The sequence below is a fragment of the Fibrisoma limi BUZ 3 genome (assembly GCF_000296815.2).
Lineage (GTDB): Bacteria > Bacteroidota > Bacteroidia > Cytophagales > Spirosomataceae > Fibrisoma > Fibrisoma limi.
Genome location: NZ_CAIT01000004.1, coordinates 589,907 through 615,782, shown reverse-complemented (window position 1 = coordinate 615,782; position 25,876 = coordinate 589,907). Strand labels below are relative to the sequence as shown.

28 protein-coding genes are annotated in these 25,876 nt (G+C 54.2%); 14 read left to right on the top strand and 14 right to left on the bottom strand.

Features of this window, described 5'->3' with window-relative positions:
* Positions 1-563: 563 nt before the first annotated feature.
* The 8 genes from BN8_RS03080 to BN8_RS03050 form a co-directional block, all read right to left on the bottom strand.
* Positions 564-1,775, bottom strand: a complete 1,212-nt coding sequence (locus BN8_RS03080; protein WP_009280328.1) for a DUF1501 domain-containing protein — start codon at positions 1,773-1,775, stop codon at positions 564-566.
* A gap of 27 nt (positions 1,776-1,802) precedes the next feature.
* The gene (locus BN8_RS03075; RefSeq protein WP_009280327.1) at positions 1,803-3,248 is read right to left on the bottom strand and encodes a DUF1800 domain-containing protein; all 1,446 of its coding nucleotides are present in this window, start codon (positions 3,246-3,248) and stop codon (positions 1,803-1,805) included.
* Positions 3,249-3,273: 25 nt separating this feature from the next.
* Positions 3,274-3,537, bottom strand: a complete 264-nt coding sequence (locus tag BN8_RS32785; RefSeq protein WP_144051559.1) for a hypothetical protein — start codon at positions 3,535-3,537, stop codon at positions 3,274-3,276.
* Between the two features lie 76 nt (positions 3,538-3,613).
* The gene (locus BN8_RS03070; RefSeq protein ID WP_009280326.1) at positions 3,614-4,045 is read right to left on the bottom strand and encodes a DUF4890 domain-containing protein; all 432 of its coding nucleotides are present in this window, start codon (positions 4,043-4,045) and stop codon (positions 3,614-3,616) included.
* Positions 4,046-4,168: 123 nt separating this feature from the next.
* Complete coding sequence (locus BN8_RS03065) at positions 4,169-4,660, bottom strand: Spy/CpxP family protein refolding chaperone (protein WP_192579016.1); 492 nt, start codon at positions 4,658-4,660, stop codon at positions 4,169-4,171.
* A 5-nt stretch (positions 4,661-4,665) separates the two neighbouring features.
* Positions 4,666-4,980: a hypothetical protein gene (locus BN8_RS03060; RefSeq protein WP_040005290.1), complete on the bottom strand. Its 315-nt coding sequence runs from the start codon at positions 4,978-4,980 to the stop codon at positions 4,666-4,668.
* A 12-nt stretch (positions 4,981-4,992) separates the two neighbouring features.
* Positions 4,993-5,598, bottom strand: coding sequence for an RNA polymerase sigma factor (locus tag BN8_RS03055; RefSeq protein WP_009280323.1), 606 nt, complete (start codon positions 5,596-5,598; stop codon positions 4,993-4,995).
* Between the two features lie 127 nt (positions 5,599-5,725).
* A complete protein-coding gene (locus BN8_RS03050) occupies positions 5,726-6,262 on the bottom strand; it encodes a DinB family protein (protein WP_009280322.1) in 537 nt (178 codons plus the stop codon).
* Positions 6,263-6,343: 81 nt separating this feature from the next.
* On the opposite strand from BN8_RS03050, the gene BN8_RS03045 reads away from it, so the two are divergent.
* From BN8_RS03045 to BN8_RS31495, 7 genes are all read left to right on the top strand, one after another.
* The gene (locus BN8_RS03045; RefSeq protein WP_040005289.1) at positions 6,344-6,754 is read left to right on the top strand and encodes a MarR family winged helix-turn-helix transcriptional regulator; all 411 of its coding nucleotides are present in this window, start codon (positions 6,344-6,346) and stop codon (positions 6,752-6,754) included.
* Positions 6,755-6,776: 22 nt separating this feature from the next.
* Positions 6,777-7,307, top strand: coding sequence for a DUF4442 domain-containing protein (locus BN8_RS03040; RefSeq protein WP_009280320.1), 531 nt, complete (start codon positions 6,777-6,779; stop codon positions 7,305-7,307).
* Positions 7,308-7,310: 3 nt separating this feature from the next.
* Positions 7,311-7,958 carry an alpha/beta hydrolase gene (locus tag BN8_RS03035; protein WP_009280319.1) on the top strand — a complete coding sequence of 216 codons (648 nt, stop codon included), beginning with the start codon at positions 7,311-7,313 and terminating at the stop codon, positions 7,956-7,958.
* Between the two features lie 142 nt (positions 7,959-8,100).
* Positions 8,101-9,243, top strand: a complete 1,143-nt coding sequence (locus BN8_RS03030; RefSeq protein ID WP_009280318.1) for a helix-turn-helix domain-containing protein — start codon at positions 8,101-8,103, stop codon at positions 9,241-9,243.
* 161 nt (positions 9,244-9,404) lie between these two features.
* On the top strand, positions 9,405-10,490 hold the full coding sequence (locus BN8_RS31500) for a serine hydrolase domain-containing protein (protein ID WP_009280317.1): 1,086 nt from the start codon (positions 9,405-9,407) through the stop codon (positions 10,488-10,490).
* Between the two features lie 3 nt (positions 10,491-10,493).
* Positions 10,494-11,030 (top strand): hypothetical protein, encoded by a 537-nt coding sequence (locus BN8_RS03020; RefSeq protein WP_009280316.1) that lies wholly within the window; start codon positions 10,494-10,496, stop codon positions 11,028-11,030.
* 37 nt (positions 11,031-11,067) lie between these two features.
* Positions 11,068-11,799 carry a head GIN domain-containing protein gene (locus BN8_RS31495; RefSeq protein ID WP_009280315.1) on the top strand — a complete coding sequence of 244 codons (732 nt, stop codon included), beginning with the start codon at positions 11,068-11,070 and terminating at the stop codon, positions 11,797-11,799.
* A gap of 165 nt (positions 11,800-11,964) precedes the next feature.
* Here the strand turns inward: BN8_RS31495 and BN8_RS03010 are convergent, their stop codons facing one another.
* The 3 genes from BN8_RS03010 to BN8_RS03000 all read right to left on the bottom strand — a co-directional run bounded on the left by BN8_RS03010 (position 11,965) and on the right by BN8_RS03000 (position 14,514).
* Positions 11,965-12,918 (bottom strand): Na/Pi cotransporter family protein, encoded by a 954-nt coding sequence (locus BN8_RS03010; protein ID WP_009280314.1) that lies wholly within the window; start codon positions 12,916-12,918, stop codon positions 11,965-11,967.
* Positions 12,919-13,079: 161 nt separating this feature from the next.
* Positions 13,080-13,658 carry a Crp/Fnr family transcriptional regulator gene (locus tag BN8_RS03005; protein ID WP_009280313.1) on the bottom strand — a complete coding sequence of 193 codons (579 nt, stop codon included), beginning with the start codon at positions 13,656-13,658 and terminating at the stop codon, positions 13,080-13,082.
* A 73-nt stretch (positions 13,659-13,731) separates the two neighbouring features.
* Complete coding sequence (locus BN8_RS03000) at positions 13,732-14,514, bottom strand: SDR family NAD(P)-dependent oxidoreductase (RefSeq protein ID WP_009280312.1); 783 nt, start codon at positions 14,512-14,514, stop codon at positions 13,732-13,734.
* Between the two features lie 242 nt (positions 14,515-14,756).
* On the opposite strand from BN8_RS03000, the gene BN8_RS02995 reads away from it, so the two are divergent.
* The 7 genes from BN8_RS02995 to BN8_RS02965 all read left to right on the top strand — a co-directional run bounded on the left by BN8_RS02995 (position 14,757) and on the right by BN8_RS02965 (position 23,174).
* Complete coding sequence (locus BN8_RS02995; RefSeq protein ID WP_144051558.1) at positions 14,757-16,079, top strand: glycosyltransferase family 4 protein; 1,323 nt, start codon at positions 14,757-14,759, stop codon at positions 16,077-16,079.
* A gap of 12 nt (positions 16,080-16,091) precedes the next feature.
* Positions 16,092-16,703, top strand: a complete 612-nt coding sequence (locus tag BN8_RS02990) for a D-glycero-alpha-D-manno-heptose-1,7-bisphosphate 7-phosphatase (protein ID WP_009280310.1) — start codon at positions 16,092-16,094, stop codon at positions 16,701-16,703.
* 70 nt (positions 16,704-16,773) lie between these two features.
* A complete protein-coding gene (locus BN8_RS02985) occupies positions 16,774-17,916 on the top strand; it encodes a glycosyltransferase family 9 protein (protein WP_009280309.1) in 1,143 nt (380 codons plus the stop codon).
* A complete protein-coding gene (locus BN8_RS02980; protein ID WP_009280308.1) occupies positions 17,913-19,712 on the top strand; it encodes a carbamoyltransferase family protein in 1,800 nt (599 codons plus the stop codon). The genes BN8_RS02985 and BN8_RS02980 overlap by 4 nt, the downstream gene beginning before the upstream one ends.
* Positions 19,713-19,824: 112 nt before the next feature.
* Positions 19,825-20,811: a glycosyltransferase family 2 protein gene (locus BN8_RS02975; RefSeq protein ID WP_009280307.1), complete on the top strand. Its 987-nt coding sequence runs from the start codon at positions 19,825-19,827 to the stop codon at positions 20,809-20,811.
* A 92-nt stretch (positions 20,812-20,903) separates the two neighbouring features.
* Positions 20,904-21,941, top strand: coding sequence for a glycosyltransferase family 9 protein (locus tag BN8_RS02970; protein WP_009280306.1), 1,038 nt, complete (start codon positions 20,904-20,906; stop codon positions 21,939-21,941).
* Positions 21,942-22,085: 144 nt separating this feature from the next.
* Positions 22,086-23,174: a hypothetical protein gene (locus tag BN8_RS02965; protein ID WP_009280305.1), complete on the top strand. Its 1,089-nt coding sequence runs from the start codon at positions 22,086-22,088 to the stop codon at positions 23,172-23,174.
* 113 nt (positions 23,175-23,287) lie between these two features.
* On the opposite strand, the gene BN8_RS02960 is transcribed toward BN8_RS02965, so the two are convergent.
* The 3 genes from BN8_RS02960 to BN8_RS02950 all read right to left on the bottom strand — a co-directional run bounded on the left by BN8_RS02960 (position 23,288) and on the right by BN8_RS02950 (position 25,872).
* The gene (locus tag BN8_RS02960) at positions 23,288-24,580 is read right to left on the bottom strand and encodes a lytic transglycosylase domain-containing protein (RefSeq protein ID WP_009280304.1); all 1,293 of its coding nucleotides are present in this window, start codon (positions 24,578-24,580) and stop codon (positions 23,288-23,290) included.
* 91 nt (positions 24,581-24,671) lie between these two features.
* On the bottom strand, positions 24,672-25,286 hold the full coding sequence (locus BN8_RS02955) for a DUF6134 family protein (RefSeq protein WP_009280303.1): 615 nt from the start codon (positions 25,284-25,286) through the stop codon (positions 24,672-24,674).
* Positions 25,287-25,521: 235 nt separating this feature from the next.
* Complete coding sequence (locus BN8_RS02950) at positions 25,522-25,872, bottom strand: winged helix-turn-helix transcriptional regulator (RefSeq protein WP_009280302.1); 351 nt, start codon at positions 25,870-25,872, stop codon at positions 25,522-25,524.
* Positions 25,873-25,876 lie beyond the last annotated feature (4 nt).

Below are 25,876 nucleotides of genomic sequence, written 5' to 3'. Positions count from 1 at the left end.
ACATACACATTTTTAAAAAACTATGTCAAAACCAATAAAATTTTATTTTTTTGGATGAGGCAAGCTGAGCTTTACTGTTATCTTGCTAAAACCAGGACACATACTACGGCCGATACTACACGTAGATTTATTGCTGTGTGTATCAATTACGAATAGCTTATTACGTATAAACAGGCCAACAGCCGATTACTGCCTGCTTGAATTACTAGGAGTGAATGAAAAGGAAGTCAGCGGACTATAACGAGTCCCAAAGCATTATAGATTAGATAACTTAACCAACAAGAATGGGTATCAATGGAATTTCAAGTCTATAAAAATCAGCTCCTGGTAATAAGATCAATGAAAACGACTGATACGTATGTAAAGGCAGTCAATAGAAAAAATAGGTTCGGACCCTGGTTATCAAAATAAAAAGCCTTATCGGCTAGACGAAGCGGCAATAGTTCGCCAACACCTCCCTAATATAACTGGCGTTTTTGTACTTGACAGATAGCCCGGCTAATACGCTCGAACGTTGTCAGATTGACAACGTTCGAGCGTATTAGTATAACTCCGAACTGGATTTACACCAGTTCTAAGGGCTTGAACGACTGACCGAGAATGGCTTTGTCGTCGGCCTTGAGCCAGTCGCGCAGCAGGGTGGCGTAAATGCTCCGGAAATCGACGGTGTATTTCAGGTCACCTTCGTCCAGATCGGTCAGGTTGGGCGCTTCGTTGAACACCCGCCCCGATGGAATGCGCTGCGGTCCGCCAATTAGAAATACGTTGTTGGCCGTACCGTGGTCAGTACCGTTGCTGGCGTTCTGTTTCACCCGCCGACCAAACTCAGAGAAGGTCATCAGCAGGACGTCGTTCTGGCGGTTCGTGGCTTTCATGTCGCTCATAAACGCGTGGACAGCTTCGGCATACTGGCGCAGTAAGCGCTCCTGCTGGCCCAGTTGCCCCACGTGCGTATCAAAACCGGAAATCGAAATGTAGTAGACGCTGGTATTCACCCCCGATTGGATCAGTTCCGATACCGTTTTCAGACGGTTACCCAGTTCGCTGGCCGGATACGTGCCCTTGGTACGGTGGATATTCGCCTTATCATACACGTAGGCCGACGACGATACGGTTTCGGCCAGAGTCTTATACAGATAGCTGACGTTATCATGGTCATGATGCTCGTGCTGGGTTTTGGCCAGTTGCCCTACCATGCCGCTACGGGTCTGGTTGTAGAGCTTCTGCGGATCGAGCATGGCCAGGCCATTCACCTGGTTACCCTTCAGGGCCAGGCTGAGCGTATCGTCTACCTCAATAGCCCGGTACGGAAGGCAATCCTTTCCGGCGCAGTTGGCGTCGAGGAATCGGCCAATCCAGCCTGTCGACAGGTAGTCGCTGGCGCTGCTGGCCGTTTGCCAGATGTCCATCGACCGGAAGTGCGACCGGTCGGGGTTTGGGTAGCCAACGTTGTTCACGATCGTTACCAGCCCATCGTCGTAGAGCGCCTTGAGCGGTTCGAGCGCCGGGTGGAAGCCAATCTCGTCGTTGAGCGACAACACCTTCTCTTTGGCAATGGACAGCGTAGGTCGCTCGCGGTAGTAAATATCGTTCCGGAAGGGAATGACCGTGTTCAAACCGTCGTTGCCGCCGGAAAGCTGTACGATCACCAGTGTTTTGCCAGTTGCAGAAGCCGCGCCCAGCCGGTCCAGCTCATACGCCTTCAGGAAGTGCGGAATGAGCATGGTACCTGCCGTAGTCAGGGCCGATTGCTTGATAAAATCTCTCCGATTCATGGTTTTGGTTGGCTCAGGCCGGTTCGTTTAGCACAGTTGGTATTCCGGTAATGCCATCAGCCGGATAGTCAGTCGCAGGATTTGCTCACTGCGTGTTGCACCGGGCTTTAACTGTTTCAGCACGATCGTGCGCTGAGCGGACTGCAGGGGCTGCTGAAGTAGATAAGCCGCCAGTTCGTCGGGCAGTTTGTCATCACTGACCCGCTCAAACGCTTTCTCGAACGTAGCCCAGTCGACCGTAACGTTCTGGGGTTTTCGGACGCGCCGGTCGAGGACTTCAGTGTTTACATCACCATCTTCTTTCGGCCGGATCGCCACCTGATCGGCCCCCAGCAAAATGTCGGGCAGCTTCATGCGGAACAACAGGCTCGAACTATCAATCCAGCTCCGGCCACCGGCCCAGCCCGCTACGTTGGGTGGATACAGCAGCACTTGCCCCAATACGCGCTGAAAATAGACCAACGGTTGCTTCTGCGCCATTTCCACGCCGAGCGAATGCTGCATACCAGCGATCAGCTCCACCGGCGATTTAATCCGGTTGCCCATGTACTTGGCTTCGTAAAACCAGTCGGCGGTCAGAATGGTCTCAACCAGATCGGCGATATTATAGCCGCTGCGGTAGAACCGGTCGGCCAGCGCGTTGATACGTTGCGGGGCTGTCGGGTCGGCTTCCGGTTGCTCATCCACCAGAAATCGGTACAGCTTCCCCGTAATGAACTGCGCCGTTTCCTTCCGTTCGAGCAACAGCCGGATTACGTCCTCGCCCGCGAAGGTACCCGTTTGCCCGAATATGGTTTTAGGGCCATCGTCGTGCTGATTGGGCCGGAACACGAAATTCCCCTGCACGTTAAAGCCCCAGCCCGTAAAGGCCCGGGCGGCTTCTTTGATGTCATGCTCGGTGTAGTGACCACGGCCGAGCGTGAACAGTTCCATCACCTCACGGGCGAAATTCTCATTCGGGGCGTTTTTGCGATTCTGCTGATTGTTCAGAAACTGAAGCATGGCCGGCTCTTTTGATACGGCCATGAGCAGGTCGCCGAATGTACCCAGTGCATGTTGTCGCAGTGTATTTACGTACTGCTGAACCGTTACCGGGTTTCGCACCCGGCAGGCAAAATGCCCGTGCCAGAAAAACGCCAGTTTTTCCCGAACAGCGCCTTCGCCCGAAGCCATGCGTTCGAGCCACAGTACGTTCAGGTCCCGGATGCGCTCATTGTTTTCTTTGAGCTGCTGCTTGAGTTTATCCCGGTCCAGCATTCCATCGCGAAACATACCCCGCAGCGCCTGCCGGGTCACGAGTTGTTCCTGCGCTGTGACGATCAGGGGCTTAAAAGCGTCGCTTTCGTTAAGCAGATCACGGACCACTTTGCGGATGGGTTTGCGGCTTTCGCGCTGGATAACCGCCGGCGTTGTGCCGAAGCCAGCCCGCCAGTACACGTGCTGAACCTGCTGCTGCCTCGAGGTTGTGTTCATACTAGGTTGGTTTTAGCTTGGCGGATCACCACACCACCCGACCATACGGGCGGAAAGTCCGACGAACAATGACTGGTGCTGGAGGAGCTACATACACCCGACGCGGACGCGGCACGACCACTACCGGCGCGGGGGAGACAACGACTACCCGCGGGCGGGGCGGTACCACTACGACGGGCGGTCGATATACCGGCCGACGACGAATAACAACAGTTTGCGCTTCGGCATCGTAACCAGCTAACAGACAACTACCTAACGCGAATGCGAGAATCAATCGTATCGGTTTCATGGCTTTTTCGGTTGAGTATGTTCACTGACCACGGTCCTATGGTTGGCCGTGGTCAGTGTTCAGGCCGTAATTAAACTCATTTAGAATTAGCCCGTCGGCTACGAGCCTGCTTCATACGGTCGCGCTGCGTATCCTTCAACTCGACATACTGTTTGTACTGATCAGCGCTGAACACCTTCTTGAGTTCTTCGTCTTTGCTGGCCGTCAGGCTTCGAATTTCTTTTCTTTTAGCCTGGTTCTGTTCGGCCTCTTTGAGTAATGTCTGCATTTGCTTGGCGTACTTGAGGTTGATCTCGGCTACGGCCGTTTGTTGATCCGACGACAGTGAGAACTGCTTGGTCATGCGCTTAGTCTGACGGTCGGCGAGTTGTTCGGGGTTCATAGCCGCAGCCGCCCGGCCGTATTCCCGACGCGACATGGTGGGTTCATCCGACGGTGTTGTTTGTGCGCAAGCCTGTACGAACGTGAACGTGGCTACGAAAAGGGCTAAAAACAGATTGCGTTTCATGGAACTGATTGTTGTTTGGTTTTATGGTTTATTTAGTTGGAAAAGCGTTTGCTGTACCCGTCGCGGGTCCACAAGACTAAGAATGCAGTTGTTTCTGAAAACTTGCGGTGACCGACCTTTTTTTTAAAATGGACTCCGCAACCGGTCGGGTTGATTGCCGGGCCGCTGACGCTGCATGGCCTGCGTTAGCCGCCCGATCAGCCGGTCGAAGCGCTCCTGCTGGTCGGGCGTACACAGCGCCCGGATCTGTCGCCAGTGCCGGAACCGTAGCCGGGTTATTTGCCCACTCTGGCGCTCCATGCGGCTGACCAGTTGATCGATGGCTTCGTCAGATACAGTAGGTTGATCGAGCAGTCCGAGCAATTCTCGACGCATCGCCCGCAGGCTGTCTTCGTGCGGCTGAACCGTAGTCCTGAACTGCCGACGCGCCTGTTGGTATTGCCGACGCTGGTCGGGCGTCAGGCCCAACCGCCGGATCATTACCATTTCCGTATTCTGGCGAACAGCGCGAACCTGTCGGCCACGCGTCAGTATCCAGCCAATCGTACCGAGGTTCAGCAACAATAGCAGACCAATAGCCGCCCAGAGCCAGTAAAATTTTCGCTTATCATTCATGTTCATTACCAATCTAAACTCAGGGGGTCAATCCCCCACTCGTCGGCTACGGTTTCGGTAGCCTGCTGCTGTTCATGCGTCGTAAGCTGGCGCTGGTACATCAGCACCGCCGACACGTTCAGCGCCAGCACCAGTCCCAGCGAAGCTGCTACCCAGGCCGGTCGAAACGTCCAGCTTTTGGCAGTTCGGCCCTCCCGATGCCTATCCAGACGTGCCTGCACCCGGGTGTAAAAAAACGGCCCGGGATTGGCCCGCTCCAGGCCATCGAGCGACCGCAGCGTTTCGTCTATCTTGTTGTTCATTCGCTCATTGGGCTCCATCAGCGTATTCGTTTAAGTCCATTGGTCATCCTTGTAATACCCCGCCAGCCGTTTTCGAAGGTTCTGCTTCGCCCGGTGCAGCAGCGACTCCACCGACGACAGCGAGGCTTGCATCACCTCCGTAATTTCCTGGTAGCTCAACCCTTCAAGGTGGTGCAGCGTAAACGCCACCTTTTGCTGCTCAGGCAGTTGGCTGATAGCCCCAAACAAAACTTTGGCCCGCTCCTGCTGCTCCAGCTTTACGCCCGGATGCTCGAAGTCGGCTGGGTGCAGCCGGTCGTTGGGGCCGTCGTCCTCGTCGGACCCGAACAGACTGGTCAGAAACGAAAACGGCGTGCCACCAAACCGTTTTCGGGCATGGCGTTTCCGGTACGCTTCCAGCGCCTTGGTGGTCGCAATGCGGTAAATCCAGGCTGTTAGTTTCATATCGCCCCCAAACCGGCCAATGGACTCGTACACCTGTACGAACACCTCCTGCGCTACGTCTTCGGCTTCCTCAGGGTGCTGTACAATAGCCAGCACCGTGTTATAAACGCGGCTCTGGTAGGTCTCGACCAGCGTTCGAAAGGCGGCCTGATTCCCCTGCTGTAGCTCCCTGATGAGTTGCGGTACGTCCAAACGGCGAAAAATTGAATCGCTACGTAGATAAATGCCGGTTGGACAAAAAACTTGCGGTTGCGTTTAAAAAAAATTGGGACAACCACAATAGTCGTCCCAATTCGGGCAGTATTGGCCGGCGAAAGCACTACACCGTAGCGATCGCGCTCTGTTTCCGGACCAGACTGGCGTGGTGGTGTTCGGTATGATGCGTGGTGAAGTAGATCATCTCCCGCACCGTCAGCGGTCCCAGCAGCGGGTGTTTCCAGACCGTAAATGCATCCAAATCCGCTTCGGTTAATTGCCCAGCACTGGCCGATAGCTGCTGAACGGCCGTTTGCCAGGCTTCGGTTTGCTGGTCTATCGTCAGGTCAGCAACTTCGTCGGCTGGGCGCGTAGCTACGTTATTAACCAGCGTATTGGCCGATAATGACGACTGATACTGCATCACAATGGTGTCGTACGACCGCGACTCTCCCGTATACGGATACCACTTCGGGCGGCTGGCCGGACTTAGCAGAAAAGCCGTTCCCTGCGTCGATTTCCGCAGGTGATCCATCTCCTGAGCGATCGTCCACTTGGTGCCTTGGGGTCGGTGCAGGTCGTCGGTCGAGAAGGTTTCCAGCAAGTCAGTAATGGCCTGCAGGGCATTGGTCAGCGCTGTTTTCTGTTCGGTAAGGTTCATACGTTTTCTCAGAAGGTGAATGATGCGGCTAAAGTGAGGAATAATAGTTGCATATACAACTTCATTGATTATTTTTGTGCTATGGAAAGCCAGAACTACTGCATTGCCGGTCGGTTACGCATGTTGGCCCGGGTGGTTACGGGTCTGTACAACGACGCTTTCACGGCTGAGGGCGTTACGTTTGCCCAGGCTAGTCTGCTGATGTACATTTTTCCGCAGCCCGGTGTGCGGCAGGCTACGTTGTCGAAGCAATTGCAGATCGAAAAATCGGCCGTGAGCCGGGATATTCAACTAATGCAGCGCAACGGCTGGATTACCGACAACGTCCGCAATGGTCTGTTCCTGACTGACGAGGGGACAGCCCTGGCCAAGCGCTGCCACAAAATCTGGAAGGGTCTCAACCAACGCGTCCGGGAGGAGCTGGGAACGGATGCTGTCGATGGCTTAAGCCTGCTCTCGGACAAACTGTTAACGAAGCTTCCTAAAGAATAGCAGAGGACTCAATCAACGAATCATGAAGCCATCTTTTCGGCAAACCACCCGTACTGAATCGTTCAAATCCTGGCGGTTCCGAACGCTGATGAATTGGTACCCTATGTTTTTCGGAACGGGCGGGAAAATCCTGTTCTGGTCGGGCGACTCACAGGAAGTTCATCTGCGCCTACGCCGGAGCATATGGACGTACAACTACGTCGGCACGATCTTCGGCGGCAGTATGTTCTCAGCGTCCGATCCGTTTTACATGCTGATGCTGCTCCGGATTTTGGGCAATAAGTACGTCGTCTGGGACAAAGCGGGCAGCATTCGATTCCGCAAACCAGCCCGCCAGACGCTTTATACGCGCTACCTGCTGACGGACGATGACCTTGACAGCATCCGGCAGAACGTAGCAGCCAACGGCCAGACTGAACGGACGTTCCGACTGCAATGGGTCGATGCGAACGAGGTTGTTCACGCCGAAATAGAGCGGCTTTGCTACATCGCCGACAAAGCGCATTACGAACAACGGAAAAATGACCGGCAACAATCGCGTTTTCAACGCTAGCGCATGGCTACCGAACATCACCTCACCGTTCAGCGGACGGCCCGCTACTACACGCTTGGCGAACTGAACGCCGACACCAGACGCATCTGGTTCTGCCTGCACGGTTTCGGGCAGTTAGCCAGCTTTTTCAGCCGGAAATTTACGGGGCTGGACGATGGTCAGACGCTGATTGTTGTGCCGGAGGGCTTGTCGCGATCCTACCTGAACGGTCGCTATGAGCGCGTGGGGGCGTCGTGGATGACCCGCGAGGACCGGCAACACGAAATTGACGATTACGTCAACTACCTCAATTCGCTCTACGACCACTTGCTGACCGATGTAACCCTGGCCGACCTGCACCTTACGGTGCTGGGTTTTTCGCAGGGAGCCGCCACGGCCTGTCGCTGGCTGAATGCCGGGACTATTCAGGTCCACCGCCTGATTCTGTGGGCGGGCTTTTTTCCGAATGGCGTACGGGAATTGATTGATCCGGCTCAGCTTGCTTCGGTTGAAACACACTACGTCTACGGGCGGCAGGATGAGTATATCGCTGAACTGGACGATGTAGAAGGGTACCTCCGCCGAATTCAGAACGACATACCGGGGTTGAAGCTGACGGCCTACGAGGGCGGCCATCGGGTGGAGCCGGAGGTGCTGACTCGGTTACTATAGTCACCAACGGCACAAACATTAGAATAAAATTGGCAGAATCAACGGATAAGTAATACTACGTTCCGGCTACAGTTTACCGACATACCCCGTATCTTACAAGCGAAATGTATATTTTGCAGATTGGTCGGTCACTACCTGAGCTATGCTTGTTGACTTCATCAGGTTAGTCATTCTAATCGGCGGTATTCAGGGAATAGTGCTTGGATTGGTTCATTTAGTCAAGCGACCCTGTCTTCCCTGGGATCGGTGGATGGCTCTATTGCTGCTGACGTTCGCGCCCAGTAACGTATTTCTATGGTTGCTGGGCTGGCAGGGTTCTGGTACCCTGGACTACCCTCAAATTCTGTCTTTGCGCCTGGTTCTGTTACTGCCTCTGAATTCGGTGCTAATGCCTATTTTTTTTCTGCTTACATACGTCAAACATTTTACCAATGCCGAAAAAGACTTTGCCCGCCTGACAACAGCCCTGAAATGGGCGGCTATCATCGAATTGCTGGGACATCTGATGCCCTTTGGGGCGGCCCTCTATTTATCTTCTCTCGACAAAGACCTGATTCGTTTTGCCCTGACAATCAAGAAAGCGGTCAATATCGGCAGCATCCCTTTTGCCATTGCTACTATGGTCGTCATCCGACAATTAGCGGAACGTTATCGTCGGCAACTGGCTCACCTACCAGCCGGACAGTCCGGCTACCGAATTCGCTGGATTTGGACACTGTTCGGAATATTCGTTCTCATTTTTGCGTTGGTCACGTTTCCTCTGATCTACAGTTTTTTGTTCGATTGGCCTGGGCAATGGCTTTATTATCCGCAGGGATTGGCCGTAACGGTGGCGCTGTTCTGGGTAAGTCTTAACAGCCTGATGATCGACTCCCGTATAGCTTCAGATACCGCTCAGAACACAACCAATCTGGCTCCTCAACTTTCGCCCCCGGCCCAACAGCGTATTTATCAGGAGTTTCAGCGGCTGCTGACTGACGAGCATCTCTATAAAAATCCGTCGCTTAAGCTTAGTGATCTGGCCGGGCGATTAGACTTGACACCAAACTATCTATCGCGAATCATCAATCAGGAGGCAAAAAAAAGTTTTAATGATTTGTTAAATGAGTACCGTGTTGATGAGGTCAAGCGGCTACTCACGGAACCGGCATTTCAGCATTATACGCTGGAAAGTTTAGGGCGTGAGGCCGGCTTCAATGCCAAATCGACCTTTCAGGCCGTTTTCAAAAAAGTTACCGGCCTAACCCCTTCTCAGTACAAGGACAACCAACGTCTGAAATTATAACATCGGTCGTCCAGCATTCTACACATACGTCCAAAATCCTCTACAATACCTGTTTTCAGGCCAAGTACGACTGGTGCGGTATAAGGCAGCCAGCCAATTTTGCGTGCCTTTTCGGTCGGCTGTCAGCTACTGAACAAAGGAATGTAATTCGCATTTACGCAATGAAGACTTTAAAACAGGTATCGCTTGCTGGACTGCTCCTGGTTTGTTGCTCAGCCTGTATCGAGGTTGACAATTATGTCGATCCGAATCAATCGTGCAACCCCAACACCCAGGCATTATCGACTGTTGCAGGGCTTTCCACCGAGTCCCAAACGCAACTCGTCAACGAATTCAACAAAACAGACTTCGACGCGCTTGTCGTTGTTCGCGGTCAAAATGCGCTGTTTCAGCACGGCGAAACCCGGTTGCCCATGAACTGCGCATCAGCCCGAAAAAGCATCTTTAGTATGCTCTACGGCATTGCCGAAAGTAAAGGCATTGTCAACTTAGACGCTACACTGGCGCAGTTGGGCATCGACGACAGCAAAAATCCACTGACGACTACCGAGAAACAGGCCACCCTCCGCAACCTGCTCCAGGCTCGCTCAGGGATATACATCCCGGCCCTTGGTGAGTCGTCGAGTATGAAACGGCGCCGACCTAAGCGAGGACAGTATAAGCCAGGTGAACATTTTTACTATAACAACTGGGATTTCAATACACTACCCATCTATTTGGAACGCGTGACCGGAAAGAAAATAGGGGAGCTGATTTACGAATGGCTGGCAGTGCCGACCGGCATGCGGGATTTCTGCCCGGATAACGTCAAGTATGAATACGGCAATTATACTGAGTATCCACAGACGCGGGTCTATATCTCGGCCGAAGACTTGGCGCGGTTAGGCTCGCTCATGCTCCAGGGCGGGGTGTACAACGGCCAGCAGATCGTACCGAAAAAGTGGGTAGACGAAAGTACCCGGCCCGTGTCGATGCAGGGGGTCGATAATGACCTGAGTGCAGCCGAGCAACCATTCTACGATGGTTATGCCTACCTGTGGTGGACCAACAAAGCCTCGCAAACGTTCTGGGCCGATGGCGCGGGAGGCCACTTCCTGATTGTTGACCGCAGCAGGAATCTGGCCGTTGTGCTGCGTAACAACACCGGCACCTCACCAGCGGGGGTAGTCTGGTATAATAGCACATCGCGCTATCAGGACGAGGTTTCGGGATATACGCTCTTTCAACTCATTAAAAACGCACTATAATCCATGTTTCGTTATCTCTTCGGTTTAGTCCTGCTTGTCAGTAGCCCGGTACCCGCCCAGGTAAATCCGTATCCGCGTCAGACCATCTTCGCCGAAGCGGGCGGCAATGGTCTGGGTTATAGTCTGAATTACGAGCGTAATCTGAATCGTTCGGTTGCCGTTCGATTGGGCGTTTCCTGGTTGCAGGTAGTGGAAAAAGGTTCGCGCAAAAAGCAGACGATCATTACGGTGCCGCTCACCGTCAGCTACTTAATTAATTTCGGTTCGTCGCCCCATCACGCGGAGATTGGGGGTGGTATCAATCTGGTGTACGGATCAGGCAACCTGACTGAATTTAACCGAAAAACGGACGTTTTCCCGAACCTGACGGGCATCGCCGGCTACCGCTACCAACGGTCAGACGGTGGGTTGATGCTAAAGGCTGGTTTCACACCCTTCTATGGTATGAAAACCCTCACTAACAACGGTGGGTTTCCCTTTGCTCCGTTAGGTGGCCGGTTTCAGCCCTGGGGTGGCATTGGGATAGGGTACGGATTTTAACGGAGTCCGCATATTCACAATCAACCGACTACGTGTTATGAAAAACTTTATTCGATTTTCAGCTCTTACGGGCTTTGCCCTCCTGTTGCTCATAGTTTCGGCCTGCACTAATGACGATAATGTTTCGCCAGAGCCGGGCAACCTGACGACTACCAGCCGTACGGTTTCGGGTTTCAGTGGCTTATCGATTGAAAATGGCATTCAGGCAACCATCGTAAAAGGAACTACCGAAGGCGTAACGATTGAAGCCCGCGAAGGCTACCAGCCGTATATTCTGACAGAAGTTGTCAACGGTGTGTTGCGCATCCGGATCGACGACCGGCTCGAAAGCAGCCGCCTAACGGAGAAACGGGCTATGGTAACCATGAAAGCGCTGACGAATCTGACCACCTCGGGCGGAGCGCGGGTGACCAGTACCGATAATTTCCAGCCGACCAATCTGGCCCTTACCGTAAATGGTGGTGGATTTGTAAACCTCCTGCTGACTGCCAACGTACTGTCCATCAACAGCAGTGGTGGCTCCGAAATTGAACTGTCAGGTACGGCGAAAACCGTTTCAGTATCGGCACTAAGTGGGGGTGGTACGCTGCGTCTGGTCAATCTGCCCGCGGCTACCTGCACCATCGATGCTTCGGGTGGTAGTACCGCTGAACTCAACGTCAGCCAGGAGCTGAACATAACGGCATCTGGCGGAAGCCGGATTCGTTATCGGGGTACGCCAAAAATAACGCAGAACCTATCGGGGGGATCGACCCTCACCCAATTTTAGAGAACATTTGGTAACCGGCCATGAGAAATGATGTATTACCGTTATGTAGCCATTCGTTATAATGCGCGGTCTATTCATAGCTTGATCGCCCGACGGTTCAGAACAAATGACCAGTAATAACTGCTATTGACTACTTACTCAATACAAAGGTGCAAGGACTCATCTTCACCGAACCAGCGCGTTCAGCGACCGGTGGAAGTACGGAATGAACCAAGCAAACAGCACTACGCCCAGTACGTTGAACAGCACGTGGGCATTGGCGATTTTACGCCCGAGGGGTGCATCGCCACTGAGCCATTCGACGGTCGCAACCAGTTGGTGAATCAGTAGCAGGCCGATAATGACCGATGCGATGTTGAACAAGAGGTGGAACAACCCAGCCCGAACGGCTTCCTTTGAACGGCCGATTACGGCCAGCAGCGTATCCGAACACGTTCCGATCTCGGCACCCAGCATGATCGCTATCCCGGCCTGCAATGAGATTAACTGCTGAGAAGCCAGGACTATAGCAATACCAACCGTGGCCGACGAGGATTGGATGATTAAGGTCAACAAACCACCGATCAGCGCTCCCTCAATAGGGCTGTCCAGCTTTTTCATCCACTCAAAAAACGGTGGGTAGTTGTGCAACGGCTCTACGGCCTTGTCCATCGTCCAGAGACCGAAGAAGATAAGACCGGCCCCAAAAACAACTTTGCCTATTTTGTGTCGGGTTTCGTTCTCGCCGATGGTACTCAGCAGCAAGCCAAACACCAGCAGTATCGGTGAATACTCAGCGATGTTGAAGGCTATGATCTGGCTGGAAATGGTGGTTCCGATGTTGGCTCCCATGATGACCCCGAAAGACTCGATGCTGCTGATCAGGCTGGCGTTCACCATCGTCAGCACCATGATGATGACGACCGACGAAGAATCCAGCAACGTAGTGGCCACGGTGCCAGTAAGGATACCACTGAACGGATTGCTGGTAAACCGGGCCAGGAATGTCCTCATCCTGTCGCCGGCGAGCTCTTTCAGAGTGTCGCCCATCAGCGTCACGGCGTACAGAAACAGCGCCAGACCAGCGACCACCTGCAGCCCAAGGCTCAAAAAATCAATCCCTTTCGCTTCTTCACCCATAACCGTTTGATTTCAGGATAAAGTTGCAAAAGGGATTGAAGACCCCTGTTACGGGAATATTAAGGTTAGTTGGCGCTTACCGGAACGCAGCCTGCCATTGCAAAGGGGTCAGTTTCCAAGCCTGGGCCGCTTGATCTACACCCCAACTCGCTGAAGCGAAGTCAGCGGTTTTCGGCAAGCCGCTTGCGAATACGGGAAAGACTTTCGGGCTTAATGCCAAGGTACGACGCGATGTGGTGCAGCGGAATACGCTCCACAACTTTGGGCCGCTCTCTGATGAGTTTGAGGTAACGCTCTTCGGGTGTGTCGAACAATAGAGAAGCCGTTCGACGCTGCGAGCCGATCACGACGTTCTCGGCCAAAACCCGCCCAAAGCGTTCAAATTTGGGCAGGTCGGTGTAGATCTTTTGCAGGTCGCTGTGCTGCATCACCAACAGTTCAGAGTCTTCGAGTGCATCAAAATACTGAATGGACGGTTGCCCGGTCAGGAAACTCTGGTACTCTCCTATCCACGACCCTTCGAAGAAAAACTGGCCGTTGAACTCGTCGCCGTCGTTGAGGTAGTAATACCGCAAGCATCCCTGATTGATAAAGGCAATCTGGGTACATACCTCGCCAGCCCGCAGGAAATGTTCGTGCTTAGCCAGCTTACGGGGTGTCAGCAGCGCGGCAAAGTGTACGAACTCCTCGCGGGTAAGCGGAAGAAATCGTTCCAGGCTGGTTTTCAGACGATCGAACATAACCGCAGATTACACGGATTTACACTTACAATTAAATAAAATTTGCGTAAATCCGTGTAATCTGCGGCTACTATCACTTCCTGTGAATCGTTGTGGCGGCCGCCTGGGCACTCGCCAGAATGGTTAAGTCAGCAATGGTGACGTGGGCCGGGGCCGTTACGGCATACACGATTGTGTCGGCAATGTCTTCGGCCGTAAGGGGCGTAAACCCTTCGTACACCTTCGCGGCCCGGTCGGCATCGCCTTTGAAACGCACCATCGAAAACTCGGTTTCAACCGCTCCCGGTGCAATGTTCGTTACCTTGATACCGTGCTGGGTCAGGTCCAGGCGCATTCCTTCGCTCAGGGCTTCGACGGCAGCCTTGCTCGCACAGTACACGGCTCCGTTGGCGTAGGTCTGCTTACCAGCAATGGAACTCAGGTTAACAATGTGGCCGCGCTTACGCTCAACCATGCCCGGAATGACTGCTTTTGATACGTAGAGCAACCCCTGCACGTTACCATCGATCATCAGGTCCCAGTCGTCCGGGTCGCCGTCCTGAATGGGTGCGAACCCGTAGGCATTACCGGCGTTATTGATCAGAATATCGATGGCTTTCCACTCGTCGGGCAGGCTACCAATCGCCGACTCGACTGCGTTCCGGTCGCGGACATCGAAGTTGAGCGTAGTAAACGAGGGCGTTTCCTCATCGGCTGAGTTTTCGCTGGTCCGCTGCCGAAGATTCTGAGTCAATTCATCGAGCCGTTCCTGCCGCCGACCGCATAAGATCAGGCTATATCCCAAATCAGCAAAGGCTTCGGCGGTGGCTAGACCAATGCCCGACGACGCTCCGGTAATCAACGCTATCCGTGTCATAATGAGTGTTATATTCAACAAATGAATGTAAGGCTATTACAGCAAAAAAGCCTGTTTACGACGCAAAACTACGCATTATCAGGGTTTTATCTACTGGCTGATTCCGATGAAAAAACCTCTGGTCCGTAACCTCAAATTTTGAACATAAACAGTTCTTCATGCTGCATTTTAACAACCTTTCTTACTATATAAAGTTAGAAGACTACTTTACTCTTACGCACTCATTGCTGAAGAACTACTCAATGGAATGGAAACTTGCATTAATCAGTGAACATGCCTCACCGCTGGCACTGATCGGCGGGGTTGATGCTGGCGGGCAAAACATCGCCGTTGCCGAACTGGCCCAGCATTTGTCGAAACTGGGCTACCAGATTGACATTTTTACCCGGTGGGACAACAACGCCCTTCCCGAAACGGTAGACTGGAAACCAGGTATTCGGGTTGTTCACATCAAAGCGGGACCGGTTGGCTTTGTACCTAAGGAGGAGCTGTTATGCTACATGGACGAGTTTACCGAAAACACCGTCCGGTTCTTTAAACAGGAAGGGGACCCGTATCGCCTGATTCACGCCCACTTCTTCATGTCCGGGCTGGTTGCGGCCAACATCAAGCGAGCGTTGCACATTCCCTTTGCCGTTACGTTCCACGCTCTGGGCGAGGTACGCAAGCAGATTCAGGGCGACTGCGACCGGTTTCCGGCCGAGCGATTCACGGTTGAGCAGCGCGTTATCCGCGAAGCTGATGCACTGATTGCTCTCTGCCCGCAGGATCGCGACGATCTGATCAATCTGTACGTAGCTGATCCGGTTAAAATCTTTACCATTCCGAACGGATACAACCCCAACGAATTTTATCCGATTGAAAAACCCCTGGCCCGGATGGTACTGGGACTGGACCCTAACGAACCTATCATTCTGCAACTGGGCCGGATGGTGCCGCGTAAAGGGGTCGATAACGTAGTGCGGGCGATGGGCTGCCTGCGCCGGTCGTACGGCATGATACCCCGGCTGCTGATTGTGGGGGGTGAATCGGATCTACCCGATCCGCAACTAACTCCCGAAATTGGCCGCCTGCAACGAATTGCCACCGAAGAAGGCGTAACGGATCAGGTGACGTTTACGGGTAGACGGCAGCGCGAAACCTTACGCTATTATTACAGTGCCGCCGATGCGTTCGTGACCACGCCCCTCTATGAACCGTTTGGTATCACCCCCCTTGAAGCAATGGCCTGTGGTACGCCCGTTGTGGGTTCGGCCGTAGGTGGCATCAAGCAAACCGTACTCGACGGCGAAACCGGTTTTCTGGTACCGCCAAACGACCCAGCCGCACTGGCAGCCAAGCTGGCGGCTTTGCTTTACAGCAAAAAACTCCGCGACTTACTGAGTGAGGAAGCAATCCGGCACGTACAGGACTCTTACACCTGGCTTCAGGTTGCCCAGCAAACGGCCAATCTGTACGAACTGATCCTGACGGGGCAGTTGGTACCGGCTCGACTGAAACGGCGGGTTATCGACCCGTCATCCATTGAACCGGATTCATCCCGGGTATTAACCTCTGAAAACTGAACTCGGGCGATTATGCAGCGGACCGTTTTTCTCGACAAGGATGGCACCATTATTCCCGATATTCCCTACAACGTTGATCCGGCCTTAATTTCGCTTTATCCGGAAGCCGGACCTGCCCTGCAAAAACTACAGCAGGCAGGGTATCAATTTGTAGTCGTGTCGAACCAGGCCGGGGTTGCCCGGGGCTATTTTACGGAAGACGCCCTGCCTGCCGTATTTGCGAAGTTGAACGAGCTTCTGGCTCCCTTCAACGTTCGGCTGGCCGCCTGGTATTATTGCCCCAATCATCCGGACGGCACCGTAACGCCGTATGCCATTCGTTGCGGACTACGCAAACCCGAACCGGGCATGTTGTTACAGGCCGCCCGGGAACATGACATTGATCTGGGCGAGTCATGGATGATCGGCGATATTCTGAACGATGTCGAAGCCGGTAACCGCGCCGGATGCCGGTCTATCCTGGTCGACCGGGGTAACGAAACCGAATGGAAGCCAGGGCCTCATCGAGAACCACTGGCTACGGTTCGCGATCTGGCCGAAGCCTCCGATCTGATTCTTTCGGCCGGACCACCCAATAGCCGTGTAATTGATAAGCCGGCCGTAGGCTACCTATACAAATCTTAGCTACCGTTTTCGGAGTTAACCAACCAGGCGATCAACTCAACGCTGGTATACTCGAAACTGACGCAACGTTATGAACGAAACTTACTGGGGCAACTTACTTAGCGGCAAGCCGTTACGTATCCTTTGCGTACGGCCGGACAACTTTGGCGACGTACTGATGACAACGCCCGCTTTTCGGGCGTTGAAGGAAACCTATCCTAACTGCCACCTGACCCTGCTCACCTCGCCCGTAGGAGCGGCCGTAGCCGGGATGATTCCTGAAATTGATGATGTAATTACGGTTGATGTACCCTGGGTGCGCTCGGAACAAACTGACCACGACCCAGCCAACGTAGTAACGATGGCCGAAGAACTCCGGCAACAGCGGTTCGATGCGGCTATTCTGTTCACGGTGCAGAGCCAGAATCCGCTGCCGGCCGCTATGCTGTGCTACCTAGCCGGTATTCCGCGTGTGCTCGGCTACTGCCGCGAAAACCCGTATCGCCTGATCACCGACTGGATTCCGGACCCAGAGGTACTGGTCGCAACCCGACATGAAGTAAACCGGCAACTTGATCTGGTGGCTGCCATTGGCTGCTACACCAATGATACCCACCTGTCGCTGCAAATTCCGGCGGAAGCTCATGAAAAGGCCATTGACCTGCTGAAAGAAACAGGTGTGAGTCCAAACCGGCCGTGGCTTATCCTGCATCCGGGCGTTAGCGAAGAAAAACGGCGCTATCCTGCCGACTGCTACGTCAAAGCCGCGAATCGCCTGGCCGATATCCACGATTATCAGATCATCCTGACTGGCAGCGCATCGGAATGGGCTTACGTTGACGGTATCTGTCAGCAGATCGGCCCCGATGCATTCAATCTGGCCGGTATGATGGACCTGGCGACACTCGCGGCTCTGATTGCCGAAGCGCCGGTATTGATTGCCAACAACACGGGGCCTGTTCATCTGGCGGCTGCCATCGGTACGCCGGTGGTGGTGCTGTATGCCAAAACCAATCCGCAGCATACGCCCTGGCAGGTACCGGGCCGGGTGCTGTATTTCGACGTACCCGAAGCCCTGCGCTCTAAAAATGTGCTGTTGCAGCAATTTCCCGAGCCAGCCGAGCCCGTCGCTTCGCCCGAGGCCATTGTTCGGGCCGTGCGGGAACTGGCTCCGCAGCCTGTCAACGTATTATCTAAATTAGTTTCCTACGCAAACCGACTACTCAACGCATGATCACGCTTGGTATCAATGCGGCCTTTCACGACCCGGCCGCAGCCCTTGTTAAAGACGGTGTGGTGCTGGCAGCCGCCGAAGAAGAACGCTTCACGCACATCAAGCACGGCAAGCGGCCTGTTCCGTTTTCGACCTGGGAGTTACCCTACAACGCCATTGACTTCTGCCTGAAAACCGCCGGTATCACCCTCAGCGAAGTCGACCACATCGCCTACTCGTTCGACCCGTATCCGCTGCTGGGCGATCATCAGGAGAAACTAACCGTAGAGATTCCCCTGCGGCCGGAGGGCACCCAGACTTCGCTCAACCCCAACGGTGGGCTGGCTTGGGAGAATCCCTACGCCGGTATGTTTCTGTCGGCGATTCTGAACGCACCGGGACACCTGGTCGACGGCGTACCGCTGCACCTGTCGAAACGCTTCAAAGGCGCTACGCTCGACAACCTCGGGCAGTGGCAGTTTGTCAACCACCACCTGGCCCACGCAGCCAGCGCCTTTCTGCCTAGTCCGCACACAAAAGCGGCCGTACTCGTGCTCGACGGACGCGGGGAGCAGGTTTCGACCAGCTACTGGATGGGCAACGGCAACGAACTGGAGTTGCTGGGTGAAGTAGCCCTGCCCCATTCGCTGGGCCTCCTGTACGAACAGATGACGAGCTACCTCGGCTTCCTCCACTCATCGGACGAATACAAGGTCATGGCGCTGGCATCGTTCGGAAAACCGAAGTATGTCGATTATTTCCGTAGTCTCATTCGAATAAGCAATGATGGGCAGTACACCATTGCGCCGTTGAAGCTGGTCGAAACATTCGGCCCCGCCCGCGACAAGGGTGGTCCGCTGGAAGCCATCCACTTCGACATTGCGCATTCGGTGCAGACCGTACTGGAAGAAACGGTGTTGCAACTCATTACGTGGCTGCACGAAAAAACTGGTGTCGATACGTTGTGCATGGCGGGTGGTGTGGCACTCAACTGCGTGATGAACGCCCGACTACGCGATCGCGGACCGTTCAAAAACATCTGGGTGCAGCCAGCCGCGGGCGATGCTGGTACGGCCCTCGGTGCGGCCATGTGGATTGACGCGCAGCAACGCCGGACGGACGAACGGAGCTACGAGATGGAACACGCCTATCTTGGCCCCAAATTTGCCGATGACGAAATAGAACGGTTTTTACAATGGTCGAAGCTACCGTATAAAAAACTGGACAACGTAGCGGAAGAAGTCGCTGAGTATCTTGCCGACGGGCATATCATCGGCTGGTTCCAGCAGGGCATGGAGTTTGGTCCACGAGCGCTGGGCGCTCGGTCAATACTGGCGCCCCCGTTCCCGGCCGAGATGCAGGCAAAACTGAACGACCTGAAAGATCGTGAGGATTTTCGACCTGTTGCGCCGGTGGTGATGGAGGAGTACGCCGATACGTATTTCGTCAACGCCCGCAAGTCGCCGTTCATGCTGTTTGTGAACGACGTCCGCGACGATCGCAAACACGAGATTCCGGCCGTAACGCATACCGACGGAACGGCCCGAATCCAGACCGTTAACGCGGGGCAAAACCCGTCGTACTACGGGCTGCTGAAGGCGTTTCGGGAGAAAACGGGCGTACCGGTGCTGATCAACACCTCGTTCAATACGCAGGGCGAACCGGTGGTCTGCACCCCGCGCGATGCGGTGGAATCGTTCTGGACATCGCCCCTGGATGCGCTGGTGATCGGCTCGTTCATGCTGGAGAAAACCGGCAGTAGCTGGTCGCGCCAGAGCGAAGCCGTCTCGAAGGAGTTCCAGCCCCTTTTTAGTTGAAGAAAGTTAAAGCTCCCGGTTTCAGGTTCTAAGTTCCAACAGGTACTCTGTCAGCCGAACGAAAACTTGACACCTGGAACATGAAACTTAATACAGTTAACTACACAATACCATGACACCGGAGTTCTCGGTCGTGATTCCGACGTATCAGCGACCGGCCCTTTTAATGAAATGTCTGGAAGCCCTGAGTCAGCAGACGCTGCCCCGCGACCAGTTTGAGATTATTGTAGTTGACGACGGTAACTCGCACGAAACGGCTGAGGCCGTCTGGCAGTTCACGAAACGGGTAGCCCGGCAGGGTGGCCCGCTGGAGATTCGCTATCTGGGCCAGCCCGAACGGCGGGGTCCGGCTGCCGCCCGCAACCGGGGCTGGCGGGCCGCCCGGGGCCGGGTCGTGGCCTTTACCGACGACGATTGTGTGCCGCAGCCCGATTGGTTGTCGGCCGCGCTGGTGTGTTTTCGGCGGGGCGCGCAGGTCGTTACCGGCTCGGTACGTATGCCGCTGCCCAATCAGGCTACGCACCACGACCGTACTACGGCCCTGCTCGAAACGGCGGAGTTTGTAACAGCCAACTGTTTCTGTTCCCGGATTGCCTTGCAGCGGGTCGGTGGGTTTGAAGAAGCGTTCGACATTGCCTGGCGCGAAGACAGCGATTTGCAATTCAAATTTCTGGAGTTAGGCATTCCTGTTACAAAGTGCCCTGAAGCGGTGATTGTTCATCCCCTGCGCGAAGCGCCCTGGTACGCTCCCCTGCGCGACGAGCGGAAAAACCGGTATGATGCCCTGCTCTACAAACGTCACCCGGACCTGTTCCGCGAACGGATTCCGGCGTACCGGGGGCTGGTGTTTCAGTACTACCTGACCGTTGTGGGTGGTGTGATCGGCCTGTTAACCCTGCCATTCAGCGGATTCGTTGCCTCGGCCGGTCTTTCGGTCTGGCTCCTGTCTACGGCTGATTTGACCATCCGACGACTCCCCGAGGGACACTGGCGGTGGATCGACATCAAACACGCTATCCTGACGGCCGTACCAACGCCGTTCCTGTCGGTATACTGGCGGCTATACGGCGCTTTCAAGTATCGAGTACTGTATTGGTAGGTTTCACTTTTGTCATCCGGAAGCACGAACGTTTAACCAGATCGTTCGTGCTTCCGAGCCACGCGTAGTATCGACCAATCCGACGCCCCGCCATGCAATTCCACAACGCCCTACCCGCTTCCCCCCAACGTATTGCCGTTTTACGCGCCATCAAGCTTGGCGATCTGCTTTGTGCCGTACCGGCGTTCCGGGCGATTCGCAGGGCCTACCCCGACGCCCACATCGCCCTCATTGCCTTACCCTGGGCGCAGGAGTTTGTTGAGCGCTATAACCACATCTTCGACGAATTTATTACGTTTCCCGGCTGGCCGGGATTGCCTGAGCAACCGCTTGACATAGTAAAATCGGTGGCCTTCCTGCAGGAAATGCAGGCCCGGCAGTGGGACATGGTGTTTCAGATGCAGGGTAACGGTACGTTGGTGAACGCGATGCTGACGTTATTTGGCGCTAAAGCGGTGGTAGGTTATCACCCGACAAATCACCCCGAACGGTTTCTACCCCATCCGGAGTTATTCATGCCCTACCCGGAAAAAGAGCATGAGGTCAAACGCCACGTGCGGCTAATGGAGTATGTCGGCATTCCGGCGCAGGGCTATGAGCTGGAATTCCCAATTCAAGAACACGACCGTGCCAGGGCCCAGGCTATCCTGACGACAGCGGGCATACAACCGAAAACAGAAAACGAAATACGACATTCCCCCTCCTACGTCTGCATTCATGCGGGCGGTATTTCGGGCCGAAGATGGCCGGAGAATCGCTTCGCCGACGTAGCCGACGCTCTGGCCGAACAGGGATACACCATTGTGTTGACCGGCACGACCGCCGAAGAACCCATCATCCAGCGGGTTCAGGCGCTGATGCGTCACCCATCGGTGAGTATTGCCGGCCAGACGGATCTTGGTTCGCTGGCGGCCATTCTGGACGGAGCCGCCGTGCTCATCAGCAACGACACCGGTGTATCGCACCTGGCCGCAGCCTGCCACGCGCCGAGCGTCGTTGTCTTCACCTCCGCCGACCCCGCCGAATGGGCTCCCCTGGATCGCGAACGCCACCGCGTCGTGCTGGAAAAAGACGCAACTACCGAGCGCATGCTGGCCGAGGTGGAGGATCTGTTGCAGACTGTGTATTAAGTGTTCAGCCGTTTTTGCCAAACTGGCCAATAGTCTAACGTGGGTTATGCATAGTAAGCAATCAAATTCACTATCTCTCCTTCGACAAACTTAGGCTGTTGAACAGTGTTTGCAGAGCGGGAGTTAACCAATAAATTCAACGGTATGCAAAGACAATGGCTCATACGGACTTATCTACTTTGCCTGGTAAGCCTGTTTTACTCGCTTCCTACGTTTGCTCAAAACGATAGCTCAGTAAGCCAAAAAAGCTTTTTTAGTCAACGCTCCTTTGGAAAATATTTCCTCGCCGACATCTATTCGCCTTTCACTAAACTTCAGGCAGGAGCCGGTCTGAATCTGAGAGAGTACAACATTAACACCAATCGGAAGGCCTTGTATGTGTTTTACAACGAAACCGACCTGGCTGTCGAGGTACCTATTTATTCCGCAACCTGGTTAAACCGGCGACGGCAACAAACGCGACTGGCTATTTCCATACCGGTTTCGACCAACATCTGGTTTGACTTTACCGAGCAGATTACGGCCCCGATCCTTAACACCGATTACCGGTTTGCCCTTGTGGAACTAAACGTGCTCAGAGAGCTCAATCGGCGTCATCTAAAAAATGTAGCTCTAAAGCTGATTCCCTTTTTCCACGAGAGCACTCATCTGGGCGATGAGCTTGTCATAAACCGCGTGAGCAGCGCACTGCCCATTACCCGGGTTAATATCTCCTACGAGGTTGCCGAAGCAGCCCTGACCCTGAATGATCCAAATGGCCGAGCAGAAAATAATCATGCGTTCAAAATCGGGGTACGGGCCTTACTGAATCCGTCAAAAGGGTGGTACAGTATCCGGTCCGTTGAGGGAGACACGACCAAAGTGGTTCCTTCCAGGCGCTGGGCTGAACAGTATGCGCAGTATCAGTACCAGCAAGTGCGGGGATGGCTGGCTAGTCGAAACGCCTGGTTTATCCTCTCACTGGAGGTACGCAATCGAGTGCAGTTTGGCTATCCCTTCTACCTGAACAGTAGTACCGTATCGGACCCCAGCCTGCTGAACGAGATCCAGAACAACGAGCAACGAAGGCTTTGTTTTAACGGATACATGGGCTGGAAGTTTTCGTCTAATTCCGCGAACATACCCCGTTTGGGCGCCTATCTCAGAGCCTACACGGGCTTGAATCCCCATGGCCAGTTCCGGAACATCCCCTTCTATCAGTTTCTGGGGTTGTCCATCGTGTACGAAAACTAAATGTCGACGACCGGCGAGTCGTCAAATGAAAGACTGGCTGGATTCCTGAGCCGGTCAAGATTAACTACGTGGCCTTTGAGAAATAGCCAACTGACGCACTTACTGTAATCCTTTTACAACTGCTCCCACTCCAGCCGCCAGTTTTCCAGCCGCGAAGGAATCGGTACGCCCGGCTGCCGGGGCTGGTCGGCCGCGATTAGCTTCAGCGGACGGCTTTCCTGCGTATCGGCCGTTACGGTTTTGTCCGTCCGCAGGAATGCTTTGCCCGTGGTCGCGTCCAGCAGTTCGACGTGAGCGTAGATCATATCGCCGACGGCAAACGTATAGCCATTGAGCGTAACGGGCTGCACGACCTGAAACACGCACAACTGCCCTTCCGTAATAGCACCCTCACTTAAACTACGCGTCGTCAGCCGCGGAACGGAGGGCGCTTTGGCAACGTCCGCCACCGGCGCAACAACTACCGAATCAGTCGTTGTAGCAGCTTCGTCGGTTTCATCCGCTTCGGTCAGTAACTCAACCCCCGACGTACTATCCGGTATGGCAATACCCCATTCGGTCTCCACCGAATCGGTCGGAGTCCACGCACTCATGTCGAGCGAGGCCAGAATGGTACTGCGTTCGTCGGTGGTTATGGCCTCACCCAGCGAATCGCTCAGCGCGGCCAGATGCCGACTGCTCAGGTAATCGCGGTACGCTTCGGGGCGGGTCAGCAGTTCTTTAACCGCTACGGCCTGGTACAGATATGCTTTAGTAACGCCTTTGAGCGGCAACGCCAGCGGATGTTGATCGGGATGCTGCCGCCGTACCTGCTGAACGTAGTTCGGGCCGGCGTTGTAGGCAGCCGCCACCAGCATCCACGAACCCAGTTGCTGATACAATTGCTTCAGGTAGCGGCAGGCTGCATGGGTCGCCTTCAACAAGTTAAATCGTTCGTCGCGCCGACGCGCCACGCTCAGTCCCATCGACTGGGCCGTCTGCGGCATCAATTGCCAGAAACCGGCCGCTCCCTGGCGCGACACGGCGCGGGTGGTCAGAGCGCTTTCGAGCAGGGGCAGGTATTTGAAATCATTAGGGATGTCGTAGCGCGAAATGATCGGCTCGATGATCGGAAACACGACCGATGCGCGTCGTTTCAGGGCGGCCAGGCTACCCGCCCTGGCAGCCTGTCGGCTCAACGTACGAGCCCAACGGGCCGTAATATCGGGCTGGTTGGCGGGTAGACTTTCCCCACAGAACCGGACGACCGGCTTCTCTTCGATGGGTTTGTGCAGCGCAAAAAGGGTTGGCGCTATGGTAGTAAGCGGAAGGGCCGTAGCGTAGGTCGGCGACTTTGCGTTTACGGAAGTTACGGCAAAACTGCCACAGCTGAAACCGGCTGCGGCTATCAGAATCAGCTTCGTCATACAACGGTGGGCTGCGATGGTTACGTATCCTAAGCCCGTTCAGAACGTGCCCGGTATTCGGCGGCCCCCTCCGTGTCGTGTCTCCGCTGTGCTAATCCAGCAGCCGCATCACATAATTCTTTACCGCATTGTGTTTGATTATTTTCACCAATCTCCCCTGCTCATACACATACTCATCTTCCCGATCGTTCAGCACGGCGCGGTAGGTTCCGCGGGACGTTCGGGAGAACGTAAAATAATCGCCAAAGTACTCGGCATACACCTTACTTCGCTGTAAGGGCTCGGCAAAATACAACGAGGAGATAGTAAAATCAATAGGTGTCCGTTCGGTAGCCTTGTGATCGTACTTGTACTGATTCGCCACAATGTCGTAATGATCCCCTTTCCATTCGGTTCTCGACGCGTAATTACCGCGATTGGTTTTCGCTTCAACCGTTGATAGCATCAGCTTGTCGCCCTGAAATTGATTGACGACTTTATAGTAAATTTTCACGGTGTAAACCAGCAAACTAACCTTCACGTCGCTAATCAGCGTGTACGTGGTGCGGTTGTCTGGCTGGGGTTGTCGAACGGCGGTCATGGTACCAACCCGGATGCCGGCCACTTCGATGGCGTAGTGATGGGTTTCGGATGCATTGTTAGATGACTGGGCAAACGAGCTGAACCCTAGGCTCAGCCACAGGAAAGTCAGAAAAAACTTCATCATTTAATAATCAACGATAATACCCTCGGCTGCCGTGTTGCGGCCAAAGGCTAATCAGGACATGACTGCCGCGTTTAAACGCGATCGGTTCGGAACCTAAGCAGCTTGATTTGTTAAAATTTTGCAGGTCCGATGTACGTATCTACCGCCATTCGCCTGTTTTGTTTCATTTACACCTAAGCTAAACGCATTCTGTACTTACCCTTGCCTACTTAAGGACGTTTACGTCTGGGCATCGCTACGGCTTTTCTTTGACTCCCACTTCTTCCATCAACTCGCGGCCAAACGCCCGGATTACCTCAATGATAGGAATGACCCGACGACCTTTGTCGGTGATGCTGTATTCCACGTGAGGGGGAACCACCGGATATACTTTTCGACTGACAAAGCCGTGTTTCTCCAGTTCACGAAGCTGGGTCGTCAGCATCTTATGGCTAATGTGCGGCAGGTATTTTTTCAACTCACTGTACCGCATTACTTGCTTGTTCAGCCGCCAGAGAATTGGCATTTTCCAGGTCCCTCCGATGTGGTCCATCGCCAGCTCAACGGGATTATAGTAGAGCTTTCCGTTATAAATGAAATCAGGCATGATT

Excerpts from the sequence above, each read along its gene's own strand:
- BN8_RS03010 (WP_009280314.1), bottom strand. The coding sequence starts at position 12,918 with ATGGGTGAAGAAGCGAAAGGGATTGATTTTTTGAGCCTTGGGCTGCAG.
- BN8_RS03035 (WP_009280319.1), top strand. The coding sequence starts at position 7,311 with ATGGCTACCGAACATCACCTCACCGTTCAGCGGACGGCCCGCTACTAC.
- BN8_RS02995 (WP_144051558.1), top strand. The coding sequence starts at position 14,757 with ATGGAATGGAAACTTGCATTAATCAGTGAACATGCCTCACCGCTGGCA.
- BN8_RS03000 (WP_009280312.1), bottom strand. The coding sequence starts at position 14,514 with ATGACACGGATAGCGTTGATTACCGGAGCGTCGTCGGGCATTGGTCTA.
- BN8_RS02980 (WP_009280308.1), top strand. The coding sequence starts at position 17,913 with ATGATCACGCTTGGTATCAATGCGGCCTTTCACGACCCGGCCGCAGCC.
- BN8_RS03070 (WP_009280326.1), bottom strand. The coding sequence starts at position 4,045 with ATGAAACGCAATCTGTTTTTAGCCCTTTTCGTAGCCACGTTCACGTTC.
- BN8_RS03080 (WP_009280328.1), bottom strand. The coding sequence starts at position 1,775 with ATGAATCGGAGAGATTTTATCAAGCAATCGGCCCTGACTACGGCAGGT.
- BN8_RS03050 (WP_009280322.1), bottom strand. The coding sequence starts at position 6,262 with ATGAACCTTACCGAACAGAAAACAGCGCTGACCAATGCCCTGCAGGCC.
- BN8_RS02955 (WP_009280303.1), bottom strand. The coding sequence starts at position 25,286 with ATGATGAAGTTTTTTCTGACTTTCCTGTGGCTGAGCCTAGGGTTCAGC.
- BN8_RS03060 (WP_040005290.1), bottom strand. The coding sequence starts at position 4,980 with ATGGAGCCCAATGAGCGAATGAACAACAAGATAGACGAAACGCTGCGG.
- BN8_RS03030 (WP_009280318.1), top strand. The coding sequence starts at position 8,101 with ATGCTTGTTGACTTCATCAGGTTAGTCATTCTAATCGGCGGTATTCAG.
- BN8_RS03065 (WP_192579016.1), bottom strand. The coding sequence starts at position 4,660 with ATGAATGATAAGCGAAAATTTTACTGGCTCTGGGCGGCTATTGGTCTG.
- BN8_RS03020 (WP_009280316.1), top strand. The coding sequence starts at position 10,494 with ATGTTTCGTTATCTCTTCGGTTTAGTCCTGCTTGTCAGTAGCCCGGTA.
- BN8_RS02975 (WP_009280307.1), top strand. The coding sequence starts at position 19,825 with ATGACACCGGAGTTCTCGGTCGTGATTCCGACGTATCAGCGACCGGCC.
- BN8_RS31495 (WP_009280315.1), top strand. The coding sequence starts at position 11,068 with ATGAAAAACTTTATTCGATTTTCAGCTCTTACGGGCTTTGCCCTCCTG.
- BN8_RS32785 (WP_144051559.1), bottom strand. The coding sequence starts at position 3,537 with ATGAAACCGATACGATTGATTCTCGCATTCGCGTTAGGTAGTTGTCTG.
- BN8_RS03040 (WP_009280320.1), top strand. The coding sequence starts at position 6,777 with ATGAAGCCATCTTTTCGGCAAACCACCCGTACTGAATCGTTCAAATCC.
- BN8_RS03045 (WP_040005289.1), top strand. The coding sequence starts at position 6,344 with ATGGAAAGCCAGAACTACTGCATTGCCGGTCGGTTACGCATGTTGGCC.
- BN8_RS02990 (WP_009280310.1), top strand. The coding sequence starts at position 16,092 with ATGCAGCGGACCGTTTTTCTCGACAAGGATGGCACCATTATTCCCGAT.
- BN8_RS02985 (WP_009280309.1), top strand. The coding sequence starts at position 16,774 with ATGAACGAAACTTACTGGGGCAACTTACTTAGCGGCAAGCCGTTACGT.
- BN8_RS03075 (WP_009280327.1), bottom strand. The coding sequence starts at position 3,248 with ATGAACACAACCTCGAGGCAGCAGCAGGTTCAGCACGTGTACTGGCGG.
- BN8_RS03005 (WP_009280313.1), bottom strand. The coding sequence starts at position 13,658 with ATGTTCGATCGTCTGAAAACCAGCCTGGAACGATTTCTTCCGCTTACC.
- BN8_RS02950 (WP_009280302.1), bottom strand. The coding sequence starts at position 25,872 with ATGCCTGATTTCATTTATAACGGAAAGCTCTACTATAATCCCGTTGAG.
- BN8_RS31500 (WP_009280317.1), top strand. The coding sequence starts at position 9,405 with ATGAAGACTTTAAAACAGGTATCGCTTGCTGGACTGCTCCTGGTTTGT.
- BN8_RS02960 (WP_009280304.1), bottom strand. The coding sequence starts at position 24,580 with ATGACGAAGCTGATTCTGATAGCCGCAGCCGGTTTCAGCTGTGGCAGT.
- BN8_RS02965 (WP_009280305.1), top strand. The coding sequence starts at position 22,086 with ATGCAAAGACAATGGCTCATACGGACTTATCTACTTTGCCTGGTAAGC.
- BN8_RS02970 (WP_009280306.1), top strand. The coding sequence starts at position 20,904 with ATGCAATTCCACAACGCCCTACCCGCTTCCCCCCAACGTATTGCCGTT.